Here is an 18,908-nt window from a genome sequence, read left to right on the forward strand (position 1 = left end):
GCCGGTTCCGCCTCCCGCTAGCCCGGCGCGCGAGTCGAGCCGCGAGACGCAGAGGGTGGGGCAGGGGGCCTGGACGCACTGGATATTCTGCGCTCCGGGATTTCGCGGGGTTGCGCGCGCACGAGCCCTCAGAATTCCGAGGTAACCGGAGGCGCGTCACCACCGTACGACAGGGCACTCCGCTGAAAGGACTGCCCGATGCACCCGCGTTTCCTGATCCTCCTGGCCGTGCTTGCCACCAGCGCCTGTGGGCCCTCGTCGTCAGTGGACGAGGGCATGGGCGTCATCCAGGAGCTCGACACCTCCGAGGCGGGCATCACCGCCTTCGTGCGAGAGGGCCGGTACAAGGAGTGGCTCGCCGAGCCTGGCGTCCACGAGACGCGAGCGCCGCACGGCAGCAAGGTGCGCGTCTTCTTCAATGACCCGGTCGTCCAGTCACTGCGCGTGGGCAACACCACGCACCCGGTGGGCAGCATCCTGGTGAAGGAGCTGTACGAGAGCGATGGCAAGACGCTCCGAGGTCATGCCCTGGACGTGAAGATCGCCGAGGGCCCCGGCAAGGACACGTGGATCTTCTACGAGGGCTTCGGGCCGGAGTACGCCAGCAACTACTACGGCCGGGGCCACGCGACCTGCCACGGCTGTCATGCCAGTGGCAGGGACTACGTCACCACCGCGCTGCCCTGAGGAGCGCTTCAGGAGGCGTAGCGGCCCGTCTCGTCGGACACGACATCGCTCTCGGTGGAGCGGCTCGACGAGGCGGCCTGCGCGCTGGCGGGGACATGGCCCAGGAGCTGGCGCAGCAGGCGTTCGGGATCCACGGGCTTGGGCAGGAAGGCCTCGGCGCCGGCCTCGAGCGCGCGCTGGCGCACGTGGGGCCGGTTCAACCCGCTCATCACCACCACGCGGGTGTCGCGCGTGAGCGGGTGCTGCTTGAGGCCCTCGCACAGGCGCAGGCCGTCCACCCAGTGCAGCACCACGTCCAGGAGGATGGCCGTGGGCGGGCGGCGAGCCACCGCGCAGAACAGGGCCAGCTCATCGGCGAAGGCCACCACCCGGGCTCCCGTGGACTCCAGGAGCTGCGTCATCGCCTCGCGCTGATCCGGGTCATCATCCACGATGTAGTAGAGGTCCGGCTCGAGCGAGGGAATCGTCGCGGGCAGGGGCTCCACGGCGGTGCGCACCCAGGAGGCCATGGTCTCGCGGATGCCGGCCCAGCGGGCGGCGTGGAGCAGGGAGAGCGGAGTGGGGGAGGAGAGCCCCATCACACCGCCGCCGCCCATGCCGCCCGAGGTGCCGCGGTTGCGAGCCGCGAGGAAGGCCTGGGGAGCACGGCGTCCGGCGCGGCGCAGCCAGGCCATGGAGCGAGCGCCCGCGGCCGAGTCCTCGAGCATCTCATGCAGGCCCTCGCGCACGTAGCGGCGCTCCAGGGCCGAGCCCTCGAGTCCCGCGTCCAGCAGCGCCACGGCGGCGCGGCTGCACGAGGCCAGCGTCTCGGACAGGCCGAGCTGCAGCGGATGACCGAACGCCGCCGCGCCCACGGCGAGCTGTCCGGGGGCCACGAGCGTGCGGCCGGGGCCGTAGGGCAGCCGCGTCGTCTCCAGGGCGGCGAGCTCGAACCCTTCCTCCACCAACCCGTCGCGGGCGGCCATCATCAGCACCTGGCACAGGTCCGCCGGAGTCACCGCGGCCCCGAAGGCGAGCGCGTACACGGAGTGCGCACCGGGCAGCAGCAGCAGCCCATCCACCGAGCCCATGGGCGAGAGCCACAGCCGCGCGAGCGGCGCCACGGACAGCCGGGGCGAGGCATGCCGCAGCCGGGCCTGCACGGCGGAGATGGTGGGAGCGGGCTTGAAGCCCGGGAAGAAGGCATCGCCCATGGAGGGGCCGGCGCCCGTGGCGAGGGCCACCGCGTGGAAGCGCTCGCCGCTGCCCTGGGCCCTTACGACGAGGGGACCGCTCTTGCGCACCGCGGCGGGAGCATCCGGCGCCGAGGGCTGGTTCTCCACCCGCTCGACGCGCCGGGGCACGAAGCGAGCGCCCTGCGACGTCGCCGCGCCCGCGAGCACCTCGCGCACCAGGGCGAGCCCCCCCTGACCCTGGGGCCACGCATCCACCACCCACAGCCCGCCGGGAGTCGAGGGCAGCACCTCGCGATTGCCGTGGGAGAGGATCTCCACCCCGCGCAGCTCATGGGCGCGCCACTCGGGGGGCACGCGGCAGCCGAGCGCGGCGAGCCGGGAGCGGCACTCGGGCGTCAGCAGGGCGGGCGGGGCGATGGTGCCCGGCTCTCCGCTCTCGTACACCCGGACATCGAGCGCGCAGCCGCGGGCCCGTCCATTGAAGAGCAGCGAGGCGGCCAGTCCCGCACCGGCGATTCCACCGCCCACGATGGCCACTCGAGAACCGCTCGCCAGCTTGCTCCCGTTCATCCGCGCCCTCACTCCACCGTCCATCGGACCTCTGGGGGTTTCTGGTTTGTCAGTGCCGCTGAACCTTCGGGGGCGGCATCTCGGCCGCCCCGTACACCACGACCCGATCGCGGCCCTCGCGCTTGGCCTCGTAGAGCGCCGCGTCCGCCGCTCTCAGCAGGGCGTCGGTGCTCTCCTTGGGCTGCGCGGTCGAGTGATCCGCGATCCCCACGCTCACGCTCAGTCCGAAGGGGGCCGGCCGCCCATCGCTGCGCGTCACCTTCACGGTGCGCAGTCCGGCGCGGATCCGCTCGGCGAAGACCGCCGCCTCGGCCGCCGTCTGGTGGGGCAGCAGCGCGACGAACTCGTCGCCGCCGAAGCGGGCCGCGAAGTCCACCTCGCGCAGGTTGGTGCGCAGGTGGCTGGCCAGCGCCAGGATCGCCCGGTTGCCCACGTCGTGGCCCATGCCGTCGTTGATGGCCTTGAGGTGATCCAGATCGATCACCACCACCGACATGGGGTACTGGTAGCGGTTGGCGCGCTTGAACTCCTCTTCCAGCCGCAGGGACAGCGCCCGGAAGTTGGCCAGCCCGGTGAGGGCATCCGTCTGGGCGAGCACCTGGAGCCGCTGCTGCTGCTCGCTCTGGCGCAGGGCGCGATCGATGCGGGCCATCAGCTCGCGGGCGCTGGCCGGCTTGTGGACGAAGTCCACCGCGCCCATCTCCAGGCACTTCTCCAGCGTGGCCTCGTCGGAGTCGCCGGTGAGGAAGATGACGGGCACGGACTCGGTCGCCTTGTCGTGCTGCAGCGACTCGAGCACCGCCAGGCCGTCCTCGTGATCCAGGAAGCGATCCAGCAGGACCAGATCCGGGTGCCGCTCGCGAGCGAGCACCAGACCGGACTCGCCGTCGCTGGCGCCCAGCACATCGAACCGGGCGGCGAGCAGCTCCACCAGACTGTCGCGTGTGCCCGGGTCGTCCTCCACGACCAGGATCAGGGCCCTCTCACTGGGGCGCTCGTGCCGTTCCATGGTCCGCTCCACTTCCCGCGTCTGCCTGGTAATGGCAGGCCGAAAGTCTCGGGTGCCACGCCCGCTGGAGGGTGTGCCCTCCCGCCCGTCCCCGGCCGCCGCCCAAGGCACGCACCCCACGTCCTCCGCCTCCTTCACCCGAGACCCCCGGCTGCCAAGTCCGCTGTCTCCACCACCTGGCCGGGCCACTCGGGCCCGATCACGTGTCAGCCCAGGAGCAAGGGCCGTGCCCCTCTTCACGGCGCCAGAGGGGGGAGTGATTCCAGGGACTTGCAGCGTCCGTCTCGGGAGAAGGCGCCCCCGACCAGGCAAGAGTTGCAGCGTTCCCGGTTATCCCACCAGTAGGAATTCCCGGGAGGAGGGGGTCAGCGTCGGGGGGTGAACTGAACGCGCCGGCCCCCGCCGCCGCCCAGCATCTGGGGGGGAGGCGCCTCCAGACCGAACTGCCACCACATGGGCTCGTACGGCTTCATCTTCAGCTTCTTGTCGTTCTGCAGGGCGGACAGGCTGTTCTTCAGCTTCTCGTCCGAGGGGTTGGCCTCCACGCCGCGCCCCAGCACCCGGAGGGCCTCGTCCTTCTCCTTGTTCTGCACGAGGCACCACGCGTAGACGGCCCACACCAGCGGCTCCTTCTTGCCGGCGGTGACGGCGGCCTCGAAGGACTGCTTCATGGAGGCGAAGTCCTTGCGCTGGTAGTGCAGGGCGCCCTGCATGGCCTTGGCCATGTAGTTGCGCGGGCTGGCCTTGGCGAAGTGCGCCTGGGCCCCGTCCAGATCCTTGGACATGTACTTGAGCATGCCGATCTGCGAGTGGATCTCCGGCCCCACCATGAACTGCCACTTGTCGTAGGCGAGCCCGCCCTCCAGCATCTTGATGGCCCGCTCGACACGCGCCTGGGCTTCCTTCTGGCTGGTGGGCTGCCCCTGGAGCTCCTTCTGGACGGAGCCCATGAGGACCTGCAGTTGGTTGCCGATCCGCCGGGCGAGCACCAGGTAGGTCGCCGCGAAGGCGATGGTGCCGGGGATGATGCCGGCCCAGATGGAGCCGATACCGGACAGCTTGATACCGAGGGTGATGACGAGACCCACACCCAGGGCGATGAGAAGGTTGTACATGGCGCCCGTTTATCCATCAGTGTGTAGGACCGCAATCTTCAGATGCACCCGGACAGGCATCGCGGTATACGTTCGCTTGTTCCAGCCCCAAGGGGCCCTCTGTCGAAATTGGTAGACGAGGCGGACTCAAAATCCGCTGCGGCTGACCCCGCGTCCCGGTTCGAGTCCGGGGAGGGCCATTCCGGGGAGTTCTCGCCCGATGGGAAGGGGCACTACTCCCTCCAGGCGCGCAGTGAGACTCCGGAATCCAGGCGGGAGGTCCTCTCGATGAAGGTGTTGTTGGTGGAGGATGACGCCAGTCTCCGCGAGGGGATGGGGGAGCTGATCGCCGAGCAGGCCCAGGTGCGCGAGGCGGGCAGTGTGGCCCAGGCGTTGGAGGCCTTGAAGGAGGAGCGCTTCTCGCTGGTGGTGACGGACCTGCGCATTGGCGAGAAGGGCGAGGGGGGGCGGATCATCCTGGAGGCGGCGCGTCAGCGGCTGCAGCCGGTGGCGATCGTCAGCGCGGCCACGGCCGAAGAGGTGGTGAAGGTGCTGCGGCCGCACGAGCCGGACGCGGTGCTGGCCAAGCCCTTCCAGATCGAGGACATCCTGGATCTGGTGGAGCGCTTCGTCACCTTGCGGACGCAGGTGGAGACGGCGGCGAAGCGCGTACCGCCGGGCGAGGGGTGGACGGAGGTGGCGGCGGGCGTGCGGGTGGTGGAGGAGCCGGGCGGGTGCCAGTGGCTCCGGATGGAGCCCGGGGCGAGCCAGGGCCGGCCGGTGTACCGGGGGCGCTCGGGCATGGTGGTGGTGGAGGGCTCGCTGGAGGTGGAGGGCGAGCGGCGGACGGGGCACCAATATTTCTACCTGGCGGCCGGACCGCGTGAGGTGCGGACCCACGAAGGATGTCTGGCCGTCTCGATGGCGCTTCGCGGGTAGCGGAGCGCTGGCGGTTCGAGCGTGAGCACGACTCTCTGGCCTGGCACATTCGTGGACGAGGACCGTCTGGGGCGTCCCTCGCGGCGCGCGGCGACGGCGGCGCTCGAGGCGCACCTGTCGGTGTTGAAGGGCGATCCCCTCAAGGCGGCGCTGGCCAACGCGTTGAAGGACGCGGAGGGCCTGGGCGGCCAGGAGCGGCGCTTCACGGCGCTGGCGGTGCGCGAGATGTCGCGGCACCAGCGGCTGTTGGATCTGGCGGCGCGCACGTTGGGGCACCCTCCCAGCAAGATCGGCCTGCTCGAGGATCAGACGCTGGTGCGCTACGTGCTCTGGCGCCGGCTCTTCTGTGGGGCGAGCTGGGCGCGGATCAGCCACGAGGTGAAGCTGCCCGGCCCGGTGCGCCCGCGGACCATCAAGGATGATCTGCTGGCCCAGGTGGCGCAGTCGCCGCTGCCGGAGCCGCCGGTGCCGGCGTCGGGCCCGGAGCGGCTGGCCACGCGCTACTCGTTCCCCAACTGGCTGGTGAACCGGCTGGCCGAGCTGCACCCGGAGCCGCTGCTGGAGGCGATGCTGGCGGCGCTGGACGAGGATCCCTCGCTGCACTTCCGGGTGAGGCCCTCGGGGACGCGGGCCGAGGTGGTGGCGCGGTTGGTGGAGGAGGGCGTGGCGGTGGAGCCGGTGGACGTGGCGCTGGACGCCGTGCGCATCACCGAGGCGAGCCACCGCGTCTTCGAGACGCGGGTGATGAAGGAGGGCCGGCTGCAGGTGCAGGACGTGGGCAGCCAGCTGATCGTCGAGGCCTGCCGGCCGCTGGAGGGCACGCTGTCGGGGCGGCTGGTGGCGGACGTGTGCGCGGGGGCGGGCGGCAAGACGCTCGCGCTGGCGGACGAGGTGGGCAAGGCGGGGCGGGTGGTGGCGGGAGACCGCTCCCGGCGGCGGCTGGCGCAGGCGCGCGAGCGGGCGAAGGAGCTGTCGCTGCGGCACGTGTCCTTCCCGCATCCGCTTCCGCTGGAGCAGGCGGACGTGGTGCTGGTGGACGCGCCGTGCAGCGGGACGGGCTCGCTGGCGCGGGAGCCGGATCAGAAGTGGAAGCTCACCGCGAAGTCGGTGCAGGAGTTCCACGACACCCAGCTGGGGCTGCTGGAGGAGCTGGCGGGCCAGGTGAAGCCGGGGGCGCTGCTGGTGTACGCCACGTGCTCGCTGCTGCCCGAGGAGAACGACGCGGTGGTGCGCGACTTCCTCGCCACGGTACCCGGCTTCACGGTGGAGCCCCTGGCCCCTCTCTTCGGCCCCGAGCGGGCGGCCGTGCTCTGCGATGGCCCCTTCCTCCGGGCGCTGCCGTCCCGGGTGCCGGGAGGCGGCTTCTTCGCGGCGCGGCTTCGCAAGGCCTGAGAGCACGCGGGCCCGAGGGCAGGCGGCATTGACAGTCCTGGCGGCCCCACGCTACGCAGGAAGGCGATCCTTTTTCCGAGAGGTCGCATCCGGTGGCAGCCGACCCCAAGCAGTCCGAGGCCCTCCGTCAGATCCAGGAGGCCTTCCAGTCCGCCCAGTCGCAGATGGCCCAGCTGCGCCAGCAGGTGGAGAAGCACGCCGAGCTGGCCCGGGCGAAGACGCAGAACGACTTCATCCAGAAGGAGAAGGAGCGCGCCCTGCGGGAGCTGGGCGAGGCCGTCTTCAAGCAGGTGCAGAAGGGCAGGCTGGAGTTGCCCTCCACGTTCGCCCCGCTGCTCAAGGCCGTCGAGCAGGCGCAGCACAAGGCCGAGGCCCAGGCCCGGGAGATCAGCGATCTCCTCCAGGAAGGTGAGGAGACGGCCCAGCGGCTGAAGCAAAAAAACGTGGGGGGCTCGAATTCGGGAGTAGCCTCCCGCACGAAGAAGTTGTAGAAGAGCGCCGCTTTCGACGTTGGCAACCACTCCCCAGGTGGTTGCGGCATTGTGGGGCTATAGCTCAGCTGGGAGAGCGCTTGAATGGCATTCAAGAGGTCATCGGTTCGATCCCGATTAGCTCCACTCCGAGAAGAGGCCCGTCAGGAAAAGCTGACGGGCCTCTTCTCTCCTCCTCGAAGGCACAAGTGAATACGGGGCTATAGCTCAGCTGGGAGAGCGCTTGAATGGCATTCAAGAGGTCATCGGTTCGATCCCGATTAGCTCCACAATGAAGAAGGCCCGCCTGGTGAAAACCCGGCGGGCCTTTTCATTTTCGCCGCGCCGCTCGAGCGCACGCTCGCGGCCGGTGGCCTCCACCTGAATCAGCGAAGCCGGGAGGGAAGAGGAAACGCGAACGCCGCGTCCCCACGGGGCGAGGTGTGCCTCGCTCTTGCTCGTGGGAAGGCGGCGGGTGGTACGGCGGGAGGCCAGGGCGACGCTCGGGGCGTCGCGGCTCAGGCCTCGCGGATCATCAGCATCTGGAGCAGATCGCGCAGCATCTGCTTGAGACCGCCGGCCTCGGGCAGGCTCTGGAGGATGCGGGAGGCGGCGTTGGTGGAGCGCTCGATGATGCGCTCGGTGGCGGCGCGGCCCTCGTGCTGCTCCACGAGCTCGCGGGCGCGCTGCAGCATCGTCTCGTCCTTGGGGCCGGGGATGCAGAGCGTCTCCAGCTCCTGGCGGGCCTCGGGCGTGGCGCGCAGGTACGCGGCCAGCAGCGGGAAGGTGCGCTTGCCCTGCGCCAGGTCCGAGTCCGTCGGCTTGCCCACCACGGAGGACTGCCCGTACAGGCCGAGCAGATCGTCACGCAGCTGGTAGGCGGTGCCCACGTAGCGGCCGAAACGCTCCAGCTTGTTGATGAGCTCCGGATCACCGCCGGAGAGCATCGCGCCGCACACGAGCGGCGCCGTGAAGCCGTAGAGGGCCGTCTTCAGGTAGGCCACGCGCAGCGCGTTGTAGATGGACAGCTCGGCCAGCGGCTGGTGCGGCAGGCGGATGTCCATGTACTGCCCGGCGGCGGTGTAGCGGCACACCTTGAGGAAGTAGCGCGTGGCCACGTCCGCGTCCGTCAGGTTGCAGCCCAGCATCACCTCGAGCGAGCGCCCGTAGAGGTGATCTCCGATCACGATCGCGAGGTTCTCTCCGAGCCGCCCCTCGCCGAGCATCTTGTGAAGTGCGGCACCGCCGCGGCGCGTGTCGGCCTGATCCGCGACGTCATCGTGGATCAGCATGAAGGTGTGCAGCAGCTCCGTGGCCGCCGCGAACCGCCACAGGCCCGAGGGCGCCCGCGTGTCGCCGCGGCCCAGGGCGTAGCCCACCAGCACCAGGCCCGGACGGATGCGCTTGGAGGGCCGCAGGCTGTAGCTGCGCACCTGCTCCAGCACCTTGTTCCATGCCGGATCCAGGTGGCGCTCGTCCTCGAGCTCCAGGATCTGATGCAGCACCACCTGCGTCTGGTACTGCACCGTCTTGGCCCAGGACACGAAGTCCACGGGCGACGGGGACGCGGACTGCTGCTGCTCTGCCGCCGGGGGCCCGGCCTGTGGAGACTTCCGCTCTTTCATGACGGGGGAGGTGGCACCCGAGGTTCCGCGCGTCGGCATCGTATCCTGGACTGCGGCAACCAACGTCAGCATAGCGAACCTCCGGGGCTGTGCAGCTTGGGGGGTCGAGCAAGCCCCATGGATATTCTTACGGATTTTAATATCAGAAAACTTTTATACAGGCAATCGCGGAATCTCGTGGAGAAATATTGCCGTTCGAGGAGAGACGGAAGCCTCTCAGAGGGAAAAAGTCGTAATAGGTCCGAGAATACCCAGATGTCTCTATTGACTCATCCCCCTGTTTGTACACCCTCACGGAAAAAGAGCGGCCGGTCCAAAAGGACGTCGGCCGCTCGGATCCGCCACGAGTGGAATTACCTGGCGTTCTTGAAGATGGTCATCACGTCCTTGAGCAGCTTCACGGACTCGTCGTGGGGCCGCTGGAAGGCGTTGCGGCCCATGATGGAGCCGAAGCCGCCGCCGGCGGCGATCTGGCGGATCTCCTCGAGCAGGTCCTCGGTGGTCTTGGACTCGCCGCCGGAGAAGATGACGATGCGCTTGCCGTTGAAGGCGGACTTCACCACGTCGCGGATGCGATCGGACATGGTCTTGGTGGGGATGTTGAACTTCTCGTAGACCTTCTTGGCCTCGGCCTGCTCCAGGAAGTCCTTGGGCGGCTTGACCTTGATGACGTGGGCGCCGAGCTGGGCGCTGATCTGCGCGGCGTAGGAGATGACGTCGATGGCCTGCTCACCCTCCTTGGAGATGCTGCCGCGGGGGTAGGCCCACAGCACGGTGGGGAGGCCGTGATCCTTGGCCTCGGCGATCAGATCGCGCAGGGCCTCGTACTGCTCGTTGCGGTAACCGGAGCCCGGGTAGATGGTGTAGCCGATGGCCACGCAGCCCAGACGCACCGCGTCCTTCACGGAGCCGGTGACGGCGGACATGGGGTGCTCGGGCTTGCCCAGCGTGTCCGAGTTGTTGAGCTTGAGGATGAGGGGAATCTCACCGGCGTACTTGCCGGCCACGCACTCCAGGAAGCCCAGGGGCGCGGCGTAGGCGTTGCAGCCGGACTCGATGGCCAGGTTGATGTGATAGTCCGGATCATAGCCCGCCGGATTGGGCGCGAAGGAGCGGGCCGGGCCGTGCTCGAAGCCCTGGTCCACCGGGAGGATCACCATCTTGCCGGTGCCGGCGAGCGTGCCGGTGTTGAGCAGGCGGGCCAGGTTGGTCAGCGTGCCGGGGTTGTCGGACGGGTACCACGAGAGGATCTGCTTGACGCGGTCGGTATACGCCATGTGCTCCTCGAGTTGGGGGCGGGAGGCCCCTTGACTTGGCGGGGCGGATTCTGCACAGGCGCGCGCCAGGTACCAAGCAGATCATTCGTAGCTTCGTCGCGACACGAACGCTCGGAGATCGCGCGGAGTGGGCGTGAATAAGTCCGCGCCGTCAGGTGTCATCCCTCCTGTCTTCACTCCCAGCACCCCGGAGTTCCACAGATATGTTCGCTTCCCTGCTTGCCGCCGTGCTGCTCACCGCCGCACCCGCACCGCTCGATGTCGTCAAGTCGGGCAACACCGAAGTCCAGAAGATCATCACCGCGAAGGGGGGCACCGCGGAGCAGCTCTCCAAGACGGTGGATCGCTTCGTGGACTGGGGTGAGTTGTCCAAGCGGGCGCTCGGAGAGACGTGGGACAAGCTGACGCCCGCCCAGCGCACGGACTTCTCGGAGACGATGCAGGGCCTGCTGCGCGCCTCCTACGCCCAGAGGGCGCTCAGCCAGGGCAGGGCGCTCGTGCAGTACGGCCAGCAGTCCATCCAGGGCAACGAGGCCACCGTGGGCACCAAGGTGATCATGAGCCGCGACCGGCTGCCCGTGCAGTACAAGCTCTTCCGCGCGGCCGGCAAGGACGAGTGGCGCATCTACGACATCGTCACCGATGACATCTCGCTCCTGGAGACGTACCAGGGCCAGTTCCGGAAGATCATGGCCGACAAGGGCTTCAACGGCCTGCTGACCACCCTGAAGGCCAAGCGGGCGCAGCTCGAGAAGTCGCTCGAGTAGCGCCCGCCCGGGCCGCGTCCACGGGGCCCTCTACAGGGCCTTCTCGTAGACGCGGTAACGCTTGGACTGCTTGCCGCCCATGGACTCGATGGCGCGGTTGACGAGGTGGTTGTCCTCGAGCGTCCAGGAGATCTCCCCGCCCTCGTAGCCCAGCTCGCGCGCCTTGTTGAGCGTGTCCAGGTAGAGGATGGCGTCCAGGCCGCGGCGCCGGTAGCCCTCGACGGTGCCCAGGAGGATGAGGCGCAGCCGGCGGATGCGGCGCGAGGCCAGCAGCAGCTTCGCCAGGCCGATGGGCAGGCCGAAGGTGGTGAGCCGGCCGTTGGCGGCCTTGATGGCCTCGTTGGCGTCGGGGATGGTGAGCGCGAAGCCCACGGGCTGGCCCTTCACCTCGGCCACCAGCGCGAGCTCCGGCCGCACCATCTGCTTGAGGTCGCGCGCCAGGTGGTCGAACTCGTGCTCCGTCATCGGGACGAAGCCCCAGTTCTTCTCCCAGGCCGAGTTGTACATCGTCTTGACCCGGGCCACCTCGGCGTCGAACTCCTTGAGGTTCACCGGGCGCACCGTGACGCCCTCGCGCTGGCGGATCTTCTCCGCGATGCGCGCCACCTTCTCCGGGGGAGGGGTGGAGGAGGACAGCTCCCAGGCGAACAGATCCTTGGCCTTGGTGAAGCCGTTGGCCTCCAGGAGGGCGGCGTACCAGGGCGGGTTGTACGTCGTCATGATGGCCGGCGGGGTGTTGAACCCCTCGATGAGCAGGCCCACCTCGCCGTTGGTGGAGTAGCTCATCGGGCCGATCACCGAGGCGAAGCCCTTGGCGCGCAGCCACTCGGCGGCCTTCTCGAAGAGGGCCCGGGCCACGCCGGCATCATTCACGCACTCGAAGAGGCCGAAGAAGCCGACGTTGGTGCCGTGGAACTCGTTGTAGCGGGGGTTGTTCACCGCCGCGATGCGCCCCACCACCTTCCCGGCCCTGCGGGCGAGGAAGAACTCCACCTCGCCGAACTCGAAGAAGGGGTGCTTCTTCGGGTCCATGAAGTCCCGGCGCTCCATCTCCAGGTGCGGCACGAAGTTCGGGTCGCCCTCGTAGATGGAGTAGGTGAGGCGGATGAAGGCCGTGCGGTCCGCCGGGCTCCGGACGGGAGTCACCTCCACATCGGCGGGCAGGGGAGGCTGCTTGGATTCGGTGTTCTGCATCTCGGCGGCGACGGCCATGGTGGTGTCCTAGCTCCTGTCCTCGTGCCCGTTGCGGATGAAGAAGTTGGCGCCCTTCTCCAGCAGCATGCCGGGGATGTTGGCGCGCTTCTCCCAGAGCTTCATCGGCATCTGCCCCAGCTTGCGGATGTCCTCCGGCTGGAGGTTGGCGGCGCGCCAGGTGAGCGTCTCCACCGCGTCGAACAGCTTGCCGGCCACCTCGCGCGAGGACATGCGCGAGAGCTGATCCAGGGTGAAGCCGTGGTGGCCGTGGGTGCCCTCGCTGGCGGCGGCCCACTTCTCGGAGGCCTTGTTGTTGCGCACCCTCGTGCCGGGGCGGGCGATCTGCACCGGGGTGTACGTGGAGGGCCGCGTCTGGGGGATGACGTCCAGCTTCTTGCCAATCTGCTCGAAGATGTCGAGCACCCGGTCCAGCTGCTCGTCCGTGTGCGTGGCCATGTAGCTGGTGCGGATGAGGGCGTGCCCCGCCTCCACCGCGGGCGGAATCACCGGGTTGGCGAACACGCCCGCCTCGTGCAGGGCCCGCCAGAAGCGGAAGCACTTCACCTGATCGCCAATGTGCACCGGCACCACCGGCGTCACCGACACGCCCGTGTCGAAGCCCATGGCGCGGAAGCCGTTGTGCATCTTCTCGGCGATGTCCAGCAGGCGCGCGCGCCGCTGCGGCTCGGCCTCGATGATCTCCAGCGCCTTGAGCGCCGAGGCCACGGCGGCCGGCGTCATGGACGCGGAGAAGATGACCGAGCGCGACTTGTGGCGGATGTAGTTGATGACGTCCGAGGGGCCCGAGAGCACGCCGCCCAGCGAGGCGAAGCTCTTGGAGAACGTCCCCATGACGAGGTCCGTCTCCTTCTCCAGCCCGAAGTACTCCGAGGTGCCGCGGCCCTTCTCGCCCAGCACGCCCATGGCGTGCGCATCATCCGTCATCACCCGCGCGCCGTACTTCTGCGCCAGCTCCACGATGCGGGGCAGGTCGCAGAGGTCGCCCTCCATGGAGAACACGCCGTCGGTGATGATGATCTTCCCGGCCTTGGGCTCCTTCTCGGCGGCCTGCTGCAGCAGCTGCTCGAGGTGCTCCAGGTCGTTGTGACGGTACTTGCGCTCGGTGGCGAAGGACAGGCGGATGCCATCCACCAGCGAGGCGTGGTTCTGCCGGTCCGCGAAGACGATGTCGTGACGGCCCAGGATGGAGGAGAGCGCCAGGTTCGTCTGGAAGCCGGTGGAGATGACCACCGCGGCCTCGCGGTTGAGGAACTTCGCCAGCCGCTGCTCCAGCTCCTCGTGCAGCGCCAGGGTGCCGTTGAGCAGACGCGAGCCGGAGCACGTGGTGCCGTAGCGCTCCACCGCCTTGATGGCCGCTTCCTTCACCCGAGGGTCCGCGCTCAGGCCCAGGTAGTTGTTCGAGCCCACCATGATGATACGGCGGCCTTCGATCTGGACCTCGGTGGCACCGTACGACTCCTCGATCGCCCGGTAGTACGGATAGAGACCCGTGGCCTTGGCGATGCGGTAGTCCTTCCAGCTCCGGCACTTCTCGAAAACGTCACTCATGGCGCTCTTCTCTCGTGGGGAAGATCCGCCTCCGCGGATCTCCAGGGCGCGCTTCTCGCGGTGTTCTCTCCGACCCGGGGCACCACAAGCGCGCGTCCTCCTCCTCGGGGGGCTTGGAGTCGCCGTCATTATTGAGTCACCCTCCGGGTGTCAAGACACGGACGGTGGCCCGCGAGCCCCGGGGTTCACTGGGAATCCTCGGGTAGGGGTTGACACCTGGGGATATTCCCGTCGAGGGGCGGACGGGTGCGCAACCGGTTGCACAACCGGGACTCAGGTGCCCTGGTTCAGAGGGGAGATGTCACACGGATGGCTTCCACACACGGGGTGGAAGGCTTCCAGGCCGGGGGGTGTTCGTTCCCAGATTCGCTGAGGCCGTGACAGGGGGCGGGAAGTCTGCTTTCTGGCGAGCCTCCTTCGACTGGCGACTGGGGATACGCGTGGCTGACTCTCTTCGACGGCGTGGGTCCGAGGCCTTCATCCGGGGAACGCTCGCCCGGCCCTGGCGGGTGTTGCTGGCCTTCACGGTGCTGGCGCTCGGTGGCGCGCTGCTGGCTGGACGGCTGGACTTCCGTGGCTCCTTCGTGGAGCTGCTGCCCAGCGAGACCCGCGAGGTGCAGGACCTGAACCGGGTGGCCCAGAAGGCCGGCGGTGACGGCTACCTGGTGGTGCGCGCGCGCGGCGCCGCGCCCGAGAAGCTGCGGGAGCTCTCCAACGCGCTGTCCCGGAAGCTCGAGACGCTTCCCGAGGTGCGCTACGTGGAGAACCACTTCGACGTGGGCTTCTTCGAGGAGCGCGGCCTGCTGCTGATGCCCACCGAGAAGCTCCAGGAGCTGCGCGCGGACGTGGACGCGCGGCTGCGCTACGAGAAGCAGCAGGCCATCGCGGTGGATCTGCTCGACGAGGCGGACGCGCCGCCGGACTTCGACGCCATCGTCAAGAAGTACAGCCCGGACACGCCCATGCGCGAGTACCTCGGCAACGCGGACGGCTCCGAGGTGTACCTGATGGTGAAGCCGGGCGGCACCGCGGGCGACATCGTCTTCGCGCAGAAGCTGGTGGATGACGTGCAGCGCGTGTCCAACGAGGTGGTCCAGGGCTACCCCGGGGTGACGCTGGACTACGCCGGCGCCTTCCAGGCCCGCATCGAGGAGGACGTGGTGATGCGCAGGGATCTGTCGCGCGCCGCCATCCTCTCGGCGGTGATGGCGGTGGGCATCATCCTGCTGGCCACGCGGCGGCTGTGGGCGCTGGCGGTGGTGGGCGTGCCCGTCATCTTCGGCGTGTCGCTGACGTTCGCCTTCGCGGAGCTGGCCATCGGCCACCTCAACATCGTCACGGGCTTCCTGGTGGCCATCCTCATCGGCCTGGGCCTGGAGTACGGCATCCACCTGGCCATGCGCTACTGGGAGGAGCGGCGCGAGCACCCGGCCGCCGAGGCGCTGGGCGAGGCCGTGCGCGGCACCTTCGCCGGAGCGCTCACCTCGGCGTTGACGAACGCGGCGGCCTTCTTCGTGCTCGTGTTCGCCCAGTTCGAGGCCTTCAAGCAGTTCGGCCTGCTGGCCGGCGTGGGCGTGCTCCTGGCCGTGCTGGTGGCGTACGGGCTGGGTCCGGCGCTGCTGGTGATCGGCGAGCGCCTGCGCCTGGGGCGCAAGCCGGCCGGGGTCCACGCACCCGAGGCTCCGGCGCGGCAGGTGCCGTCCAAGCCCCACAAGCCCTGGCCCACGGCCGTCATCGCGGGCCTGCTGGTGGCGGTGCTCGGCTTCGCGGCGTACTCCGTCTACGTGCTGCCGCGCATCGGCTTCGAGACGAACATGCGCAAGCTCCGGGGCGAGTCGCCCTCGGTCGTGCTCGATGACCACATCAGCGAGCAGCTCGGCACGCACCTCAACCCGGCCATCCTCCTGGTGGACGACCTCGAGCAGGCCCAGGTGGTCGAGGACGTCATCACCGAGGTGAAGACGCGCCACGGCGCCGGGTCCACCTTCAAGCAGTACGCCTCGCTCAACGAGCTGCTGCCCCAGGACGTGCCGGGGCACCAGGAGCAGCTGGCCGCGCTGCGCGCCACGCTGGAGCGGCTGCCCGAGGAGGCCCAGAAGGATCCTCGCCTGGAGAACGTGAGGAAGATGCTGGAGGCCCAGCCCTACGGGGAGGCGCAGCTGCCCCTCGAGGTGCGTCGCCGCTTCGAGGCGCAGGACGGCAAGGGCATGTTCCTGCTGCTGTTCCCCTCGGTGTCCAACCACGACACGCGGGAGCTGTCGGCGTGGGCCGCGCAGCTCGACGAGGTCATCGCCGGGGCCAAGGCCCGGGGCGTGGACCTCGCGGTGTTGGATAGCAATCGGATCGCCGCCCGCATCTTCTCCATGGTGCGCGCGGATGGCCCCTTCATCCTCTGGTCGGCCGCGGCGGTGGTCTTCTTGACGATCCTCCTCAGCCTGCGCAGCTTCAAGCGAGCCTGCCTGGTGGCCGGCCCTCTGTTCCTGGGCATGCTCTGCCTGGCCGGAGGCATGTACCTCTTCGACGTGCAGCTGAACTTCATCAACGCCGTGGTGCTCCCCAACCTGCTCGCCATCGCCGTGGACAACTCGGTGCACCTCTTCCACCGGTATGAGGAAGAGGGCCCCGGCTCCCTCGGCCACGTGGTGCGCCACACGGGCTTCGCGGCGGTGGTGGCCACGCTGTCCAACGCGGCCGGCTACGGCGCTCTGTTGATTTCACATCACGCCGGACTGCGCTCCATCGGACAGATTGCACTTCTGGGGGTGATGTGCACCTTCCTGGGTACGACGGTTTTCTTCCCGGCGATGCTCGCCTTGCTGGAGCGCTGGAAGAACCGCAAGAGGGATGGGGGCATGATTCGGAGCCTGGACATCGCGGTGAAGGAACCCACCGGCGAACCGGGGGAGCGTAAGTCTGCGTGAACGCTTGGACCTCGTATGAGCGCGCCCGAGCGGGCGTCCGGAACGTCCACCTGCGAGCAGTCGACGTCGTCATGATCGTCTCCTGCTCGTTCGCCGCTCTGACGCTCCTGGGCCCGGCCCGCTGGGCCCCCGGCTCTACGAAGTCCATCGTCTACTTCGCCGTCTTCGCGCTCGGGCCCCTGGTCCTGCGCACCCTGGAGTCCTACTTCCCCCAGCACCGGCTGCTGGCCTTCTTGGCCAACTTCTGGCTGCTGCCGGTGCTCGGCCTCAGTCACGAGGTGCTCAGTCCCCTGGTGACCGCCGTCACCCCGGTGCTGCGGGATGCCCAGCTCGTCGCCATGGATCAGCGGCTGTTCGGGGCCCAGGCCTCGGTGGTGCTCGGGCAGCTCGTGCCGCCCTGGCTCACCGACATCCTGATGATCTGCTACTACGGCCACTTCATCTGGCCGTTGATGCTGGGCGTGGTGCTGTACTTCGCCGGCCGCCACGACGCCTTCGACGAGTACCTGCTCGCGCTCAGCCTCTTCTTCACCTTCAACTACCTGTTCTACGCGCTGGTGCCCGCCATCGGCCCGCGCTACTTCCTCTCCTTCGCCTTCGACCAGCCGCTCCAGGGTGTGTGGGTGACGGCCTTCCTGGACTCGGTGATGCGCCTGCCGAGGTTCGCGCAGGACTGCTTCCCCTCGGGCCACACGGGGACCACGCTGCTGGTGTTCGTGTACTCCTGGCGTTTCGCGCCGCGTTACTTCCGGGTGACGTTGGTGCCCGGCCTGTTGCTCATCGCCGCCACCCTGGTGGGCCGCTTCCACTACGCCACGGACCTGCTGTGCGCCGTGCCGCTGGTGGCGGTGGTGGTGGGCCTGGCCGTAGGGTGGGGCCGGACGTTCGCCCGGCGCGATCCCGTGGCGCGCCCGGTGACGATGGACGCTATCGTGCGCCCCTGAACAAGGGAGCGTATGCATGAGCAGGCAGATCCTCGCGGGCCGCGTGGCCCATCTCGGTACCACCGTCTTCTCCGAGTTCAGCGCGCTGGCCCTCGAACACGGGGCCATGAACCTGGGGCAGGGCTTCCCTGACTTCGACGGGCCCGAGGCCGTGAAGGAGGCCGCTCGCAAGGCCATCACCGACGGGGTGAACCAGTACGCCCCCAGCCCCGGTCTGCGTGACCTGCGCGTGGCCATCGCCGAGCACGGCGCGCGCTTCCACGGACACACCGGCATCGATCCGGACACCATGGTGACCGTCACCAGCGGTGCCACCGAGGCCATCCTCTGCGTGATGCTGGGCCTGGTGGACCCGGGCGACGAGGTGGTCCTCTTCGAGCCCTTCTACGACTCGTACGACGCCAACGTCGGCTTCATCGGAGCGAAGGCGCGCTACGTGCCGCTGCGCCCGCCGGACGGCTCGCACGCCACGTGGTGGTTCGATCGCGACGAGGTGCGCGCGGCCTTCGGTCCCCGTACGCGGCTGCTCGTCCTCAACTCGCCCCACAACCCCACCGGCAAGGTGTTCACCCGCGAGGAGCTCGAGTTCCTCGGCGGCCTGTGCGCTGAACACGAGGTGAAGGTGCTCTCGGACGAGGTGTATGAGCACATCCTCTTCGGCCCGGCGCGTCATGTGCGGCCCGCCACGGTGCCCTCGCTGGCGGACCGGACGCTCACGGTGAGCAGCGCCGGCAAGTCGTTCAGCCTCACCGGGTGGAAGATCGGATGGATCATCGCTCCGCCACCCCTGCGTGACGCGGTGCAGCGCGCGCACCAGTTCGTCACGTTCGCCACGGCCTCGCCCCTGCAGGCGGCCTCGGCGGCGGCGCTGCGGCTCCCGGACTCGTACTTCCAGGAGCTGGGCGCCATGTACCTGGCCAAGAGGGATCGGCTGCTGACGGGGCTCGCGGAGGCGGGGCTGAAGGCGTACGCGCCCGAGGGCAGCTACTTCATCATCGCGGACATCTCGGACAGGGGCTTCGCGGACGACGTGGCCTTCTGCCGGCACCTCGTGACGGAGGTGGGAGTAGCGGCCATCCCTCCGAGTGTTTTCTACAGTCCCGAGCACAAGCAGTTGGGGCAGGGGATGGCGCGCTTCGCCTTCTGCAAGACGGAAGCGGTACTGGATGAAGCGGTGCGCCGGTTGAAGGTGGGGCTGGCTCGGGCCCGCTGACGCCTGGTCTCCCAGAGGCCGGGTGGCTTGCGACCCCTACACCCGGGTGTTACACCCCCGCG

The 18,908-nt window shown here is 68.9% G+C and carries 15 protein-coding genes and 3 tRNA genes; 11 read left to right on the plus strand and 7 right to left on the minus strand.

The features are described 5' to 3' along the window. Window positions 1-198: 198 nt before the first annotated feature. Window positions 199-687 carry a hypothetical protein gene (locus tag VFZ09_RS45475; protein ID WP_329734097.1) on the plus strand — a complete coding sequence of 163 codons (489 nt, stop codon included), beginning with the start codon at window positions 199-201 and terminating at the stop codon, window positions 685-687. Between the two features lie 8 nt (window positions 688-695). Here the strand turns inward: VFZ09_RS45475 and VFZ09_RS45480 are convergent, their stop codons facing one another. The 3 genes from VFZ09_RS45480 to VFZ09_RS45490 all read right to left on the minus strand — a co-directional run bounded on the left by VFZ09_RS45480 (window position 696) and on the right by VFZ09_RS45490 (window position 4,556). Continuing rightward, window positions 696-2,432: a response regulator gene (locus VFZ09_RS45480; RefSeq protein WP_329734098.1), complete on the minus strand. Its 1,737-nt coding sequence runs from the start codon at window positions 2,430-2,432 to the stop codon at window positions 696-698. Window positions 2,433-2,481: 49 nt separating this feature from the next. Beyond that, window positions 2,482-3,441, minus strand: coding sequence for a diguanylate cyclase (locus VFZ09_RS45485; protein WP_329734099.1), 960 nt, complete (start codon window positions 3,439-3,441; stop codon window positions 2,482-2,484). 365 nt (window positions 3,442-3,806) lie between these two features. Beyond that, window positions 3,807-4,556: a tetratricopeptide repeat protein gene (locus VFZ09_RS45490; protein ID WP_329734100.1), complete on the minus strand. Its 750-nt coding sequence runs from the start codon at window positions 4,554-4,556 to the stop codon at window positions 3,807-3,809. 93 nt (window positions 4,557-4,649) lie between these two features. Between VFZ09_RS45490 and VFZ09_RS45495 the strand changes: the two genes are divergently transcribed. The 6 genes from VFZ09_RS45495 to VFZ09_RS45520 all read left to right on the plus strand — a co-directional run bounded on the left by VFZ09_RS45495 (window position 4,650) and on the right by VFZ09_RS45520 (window position 7,626). Then, a tRNA-Leu gene (locus VFZ09_RS45495) sits at window positions 4,650-4,735 on the plus strand. 88 nt (window positions 4,736-4,823) lie between these two features. Next, entirely contained in the window at window positions 4,824-5,474 is a 651-nt protein-coding gene (locus VFZ09_RS45500) for a response regulator (protein WP_329734101.1), read from the plus strand. Window positions 5,475-5,495: 21 nt separating this feature from the next. Further along, complete coding sequence (locus VFZ09_RS45505; protein WP_329734102.1) at window positions 5,496-6,866, plus strand: RsmB/NOP family class I SAM-dependent RNA methyltransferase; 1,371 nt, start codon at window positions 5,496-5,498, stop codon at window positions 6,864-6,866. Between the two features lie 92 nt (window positions 6,867-6,958). Then, window positions 6,959-7,357 carry a hypothetical protein gene (locus tag VFZ09_RS45510; RefSeq protein ID WP_329734103.1) on the plus strand — a complete coding sequence of 133 codons (399 nt, stop codon included), beginning with the start codon at window positions 6,959-6,961 and terminating at the stop codon, window positions 7,355-7,357. Window positions 7,358-7,410: 53 nt separating this feature from the next. Beyond that, window positions 7,411-7,483, plus strand: a tRNA-Ala gene (locus VFZ09_RS45515). A 70-nt stretch (window positions 7,484-7,553) separates the two neighbouring features. Continuing rightward, window positions 7,554-7,626 (plus strand) — tRNA-Ala (locus VFZ09_RS45520). A 228-nt stretch (window positions 7,627-7,854) separates the two neighbouring features. Here the strand turns inward: VFZ09_RS45520 and VFZ09_RS45525 are convergent. Then, window positions 7,855-8,961: a polyprenyl synthetase family protein gene (locus VFZ09_RS45525; RefSeq protein ID WP_329734104.1), complete on the minus strand. Its 1,107-nt coding sequence runs from the start codon at window positions 8,959-8,961 to the stop codon at window positions 7,855-7,857. A gap of 353 nt (window positions 8,962-9,314) precedes the next feature. After that, the gene (locus VFZ09_RS45530) at window positions 9,315-10,238 is read right to left on the minus strand and encodes a class I fructose-bisphosphate aldolase (protein WP_329734105.1); all 924 of its coding nucleotides are present in this window, start codon (window positions 10,236-10,238) and stop codon (window positions 9,315-9,317) included. 203 nt (window positions 10,239-10,441) lie between these two features. On the opposite strand from VFZ09_RS45530, the gene VFZ09_RS45535 reads away from it, so the two are divergent. Next, window positions 10,442-11,005 (plus strand): ABC transporter substrate-binding protein, encoded by a 564-nt coding sequence (locus VFZ09_RS45535; RefSeq protein ID WP_329734106.1) that lies wholly within the window; start codon window positions 10,442-10,444, stop codon window positions 11,003-11,005. A 30-nt stretch (window positions 11,006-11,035) separates the two neighbouring features. On the opposite strand, the gene VFZ09_RS45540 is transcribed toward VFZ09_RS45535, so the two are convergent. Both VFZ09_RS45540 and VFZ09_RS45545 read right to left on the minus strand, forming a co-directional pair. Further along, on the minus strand, window positions 11,036-12,217 hold the full coding sequence (locus tag VFZ09_RS45540) for an N-acetyltransferase (RefSeq protein ID WP_329734107.1): 1,182 nt from the start codon (window positions 12,215-12,217) through the stop codon (window positions 11,036-11,038). A 9-nt stretch (window positions 12,218-12,226) separates the two neighbouring features. Continuing rightward, entirely contained in the window at window positions 12,227-13,768 is a 1,542-nt protein-coding gene (locus tag VFZ09_RS45545) for a pyridoxal phosphate-dependent aminotransferase family protein (RefSeq protein ID WP_329734108.1), read from the minus strand. A gap of 440 nt (window positions 13,769-14,208) precedes the next feature. Between VFZ09_RS45545 and VFZ09_RS45550 the strand changes: the two genes are divergently transcribed. From VFZ09_RS45550 to VFZ09_RS45560, 3 genes are read left to right on the plus strand one after another with little or no spacing between them, the layout of a single operon-like run. Next, window positions 14,209-16,689 (plus strand): efflux RND transporter permease subunit, encoded by a 2,481-nt coding sequence (locus VFZ09_RS45550; protein ID WP_329734109.1) that lies wholly within the window; start codon window positions 14,209-14,211, stop codon window positions 16,687-16,689. Further along, window positions 16,686-17,633 (plus strand): phosphatase PAP2 family protein, encoded by a 948-nt coding sequence (locus VFZ09_RS45555; RefSeq protein WP_329734110.1) that lies wholly within the window; start codon window positions 16,686-16,688, stop codon window positions 17,631-17,633. The genes VFZ09_RS45550 and VFZ09_RS45555 overlap by 4 nt, the downstream gene beginning before the upstream one ends. Window positions 17,634-17,649: 16 nt before the next feature. Beyond that, window positions 17,650-18,846, plus strand: coding sequence for an aminotransferase class I/II-fold pyridoxal phosphate-dependent enzyme (locus tag VFZ09_RS45560; RefSeq protein WP_329734111.1), 1,197 nt, complete (start codon window positions 17,650-17,652; stop codon window positions 18,844-18,846). Window positions 18,847-18,908 lie beyond the last annotated feature (62 nt).

The sequence above is a fragment of the Archangium sp. genome (assembly GCF_036277355.1).
In the GTDB taxonomy this organism is placed as follows: domain Bacteria; phylum Myxococcota; class Myxococcia; order Myxococcales; family Myxococcaceae; genus Archangium.

Coding starts and splice junctions, on each gene's coding strand:
- VFZ09_RS45475 (WP_329734097.1), top strand. CDS start 199: ATGCACCCGCGTTTCCTGATCCTCCTGGCCGTGCTTGCCACCAGCGCC.
- VFZ09_RS45480 (WP_329734098.1), bottom strand. CDS start 2,432: ATGAACGGGAGCAAGCTGGCGAGCGGTTCTCGAGTGGCCATCGTGGGC.
- VFZ09_RS45485 (WP_329734099.1), bottom strand. CDS start 3,441: ATGGAACGGCACGAGCGCCCCAGTGAGAGGGCCCTGATCCTGGTCGTG.
- VFZ09_RS45490 (WP_329734100.1), bottom strand. CDS start 4,556: ATGTACAACCTTCTCATCGCCCTGGGTGTGGGTCTCGTCATCACCCTC.
- VFZ09_RS45500 (WP_329734101.1), top strand. CDS start 4,824: ATGAAGGTGTTGTTGGTGGAGGATGACGCCAGTCTCCGCGAGGGGATG.
- VFZ09_RS45525 (WP_329734104.1), bottom strand. CDS start 8,961: ATGAAAGAGCGGAAGTCTCCACAGGCCGGGCCCCCGGCGGCAGAGCAG.
- VFZ09_RS45530 (WP_329734105.1), bottom strand. CDS start 10,238: ATGGCGTATACCGACCGCGTCAAGCAGATCCTCTCGTGGTACCCGTCC.
- VFZ09_RS45535 (WP_329734106.1), top strand. CDS start 10,442: ATGTTCGCTTCCCTGCTTGCCGCCGTGCTGCTCACCGCCGCACCCGCA.
- VFZ09_RS45540 (WP_329734107.1), bottom strand. CDS start 12,217: ATGGCCGTCGCCGCCGAGATGCAGAACACCGAATCCAAGCAGCCTCCC.
- VFZ09_RS45545 (WP_329734108.1), bottom strand. CDS start 13,768: ATGAGTGACGTTTTCGAGAAGTGCCGGAGCTGGAAGGACTACCGCATC.
- VFZ09_RS45560 (WP_329734111.1), top strand. CDS start 17,650: ATGAGCAGGCAGATCCTCGCGGGCCGCGTGGCCCATCTCGGTACCACC.